Consider the following 2581-nt stretch of genomic DNA (forward strand, 5'->3'; position numbering starts at 1 on the left):
GCCACGGCGGGTGGCTCAGCCGGCGGTCGGGGTCGCGCCGGCCGGCCCGTGCACCCGGGCCACCCAGGCGTCCGGGTCGCCCAGCTCCTCGAGCCGGGGCAGGGTCAGCGGGGAGCCGAAGATCCGGTTGAAGCCCTCCATGCCGACCCGGTCGACCACGCCGTGGACGAACTTGCGCCCCTCGGCGTACTGGCGCATCTTGACCTCGATGCCGAGCACCCGGCGGATCGCCTTCTCCAGCGGGTTGCCCGCCTCGCGGCGCCGGTTGAACGCGGCCCGGATCGACTCGACGCTCGGGATCACCTGCGGGCCGACGCCGTCCATCACGAACTCGGCATGCCCCTCCAGCAGGGTCATCAGGGCGGTGAGCCGGTCGAGCACGGCCCGCTGCGCCGGGGTCTGCACGATGTCCAGCACGCTGGCCCGGCTCTCCGGGTCCTTCACCGCGTCGGACAGGGTGGCAACGCCGCGCCGGAGCCGCTCCAGCAGGTGCTCGCCGCCCTGCGAGGCGTCGACGAACGCCTGCACCTCACCGAGGAAGTACGCGCGCATCCAGGGCACCGCGGTGAACTGGGTCCGGTGCGTCACCTCGTGCAGGCAGACCCAGAGCCGGAAGTCCCGGGGGTCGGCCCCCAGCTTCCGTTCCACCTCGACGATGTTCGGCGCGACCAGCAGCAGCTGGCCGGGATCGCCGGAGAAGACCTCGTACTGGCCGAGCACCCGGCCGGAGAGGTAGGCCAGCACCGTGCCGGCCTGGACGCCGGTCAGCCGGGAGCCGATCGCCTCGGTCACCGGGCCCGGCCGCTTGTCACCGGAGAGCCGGCTCACCAGCGGGCTGATCACCTCGCGCAGACCGACGATGTTGGCCGCCGCCCAGTCCCGCCGGTCCACCACCCGCACCGGCGGGTGGGCCACCTGCGAACGCAGCCCGGTGTAGTCGGCGACGTGCCCGGCCGCCTCCTCGGTCAGCCGCCGCAGGTCGCTGACCACGTCGGTGGCCTCGGCGAGCGACACCCGGGGGCCCGACTTGCCCAGCGCCCCCGCGGTCGCGGCGGCCAGATCCCAGTCCACGAACTGCGCCATGCACCCACCGTACCCGCGCCGGAACACCCTCACCCGGCGTCGAAGTGCCGATCGACGCCGGTCGTACCGTCGGGGCGGGTCAGCGGCAGCCGCACCGAGCCAGGGCCGAGGTGATCCGGTCGAGGGCCTGGCGGGTCTCGTCGAGGGTGCCGGCCGGAGCCTGGTCGGTGAGCACCGCGAAGGTGAGCAGCCGGCCGTCCGCGGTGGTGACCAGCCCCGCGATCGCGTTGACCCCGGTCAGCGTCCCGGTCTTGGCGCGCACCACGCCCGCGCCGGCCTTCGTCACCGCCGCCTCGTAGCGGTCGTCCAGGGTGCCCGACCAGCCGGCCACCGGCAGGCCACCGAAGATCGCTGCCAGCTCCGGGTGGCTGCCGTTGCCGGCGAGGGTGAGCAGGTCGGTCAGCAGCGACGGGCTGATCCGGTCGGTCCGGGACAGGCCGCTGCCGTCGGCCAGGCTGATCTCGTCGGCGGGCAGCCCCAGCTCACCGATCACCGCGTCGGTGGCCGCCGCGCCGCCCGCGAACGAGGCCGGCTTGTCGCGGGCCAGCGCCACCTGCCGGGCCAGCGTCTCGGCGATCACGTTGTCGCTGTCGCTGATCATGATGTCGACCAGCCGAACCATCGGCAGGGACTCGACCTTGCCCAGCTCGGTACCGGGAGCGGGCGCTCCGGCCGACGCGCCGGCGCCCGGGGCGGCCGGCGCCTTGCCCCGCTTCACCTCGGCCGCGTCGCCGGAGAGCCCGAGCAGCTTGGCGAACTGCCGGCCGGCGGTCAGATCGGGCTGCGGCACCCGCTCGGCGGCGCCGTGGGTGTCGTCGAAGGTCTTCCGCGCCGCCTCCGGGTCCCGGCGGGCGCCGTCGGTCATCAGCGCGGTGATCGCCGCGCCGAACCCGCCGGTCGGGATGTCGGCGTCCCAGCCGGGCCCGTACACCGGGCCGCTGAACAGGGACGAGTCGACGATCACCTTGGTCGGCGCGGTGCCGCCGAGCGCCGTACGCACCTGGGCGGCCAGGGCGTCCAGCCGGGCCGCGCCCGGGTAGAAGCCGTCCTTGTCCACCGCCAGCGTCGGATCACCGCCACCCACGATGACCACCTCGCCGGGGTTCGGGCCGGCCACCGCCCGGGTCGGGATCCGGTACCCCGGACCCCGGGCGGCGAGCACGGTGACCGCGGTCGCCAGCTTGGTCACCGAGGCCGGCACCGTCGGGGCGTCCTGGCCGTTGCCGTAGAGCGCCTGGCCCGTGGTCACGTCCGCCACCGACACGTTCACCCGCTCGCCGAGGGCGGCGGCGCGGACCAACGGTTCGAGGGCCGCGCGTACTCCCTCGGGGGTCGGCACCGGGGCGTTGGGGTCGGGACCGGCGAGCACCGCCGGCGGGTCGGGCTCGGTCGATCGGGCGGCCGCCGGAGTCGGGGCGGTCTCGCCACCCAGCCACCCGGCCACCGGGCCGGGGCGCACCACGACCACCCCGACGGCGGCCAGGACGACGAGCAGCAC

General features: G+C 75.3%; 2 protein-coding genes. Both read right to left on the reverse strand.

What is annotated here, in order from left to right:
- Positions 1 to 15: 15 nt before the first annotated feature.
- Complete coding sequence (locus tag DKL51_RS30005) at positions 16 to 1083, reverse strand: zinc-dependent metalloprotease (RefSeq protein ID WP_124812844.1); 1068 nt, start codon at positions 1081 to 1083, stop codon at positions 16 to 18.
- Between the two features lie 79 nt (positions 1084 to 1162).
- The coding region (dacB, locus tag DKL51_RS30010; RefSeq protein ID WP_124812846.1) for a D-alanyl-D-alanine carboxypeptidase/D-alanyl-D-alanine endopeptidase at positions 1163 to 2581 on the reverse strand (1419 nt) is incomplete at its 5' end.

The sequence above is a fragment of the Micromonospora globispora genome, assembly GCF_003857015.1.
GTDB classification, from domain to species: domain Bacteria; phylum Actinomycetota; class Actinomycetes; order Mycobacteriales; family Micromonosporaceae; genus Micromonospora; species Micromonospora globispora.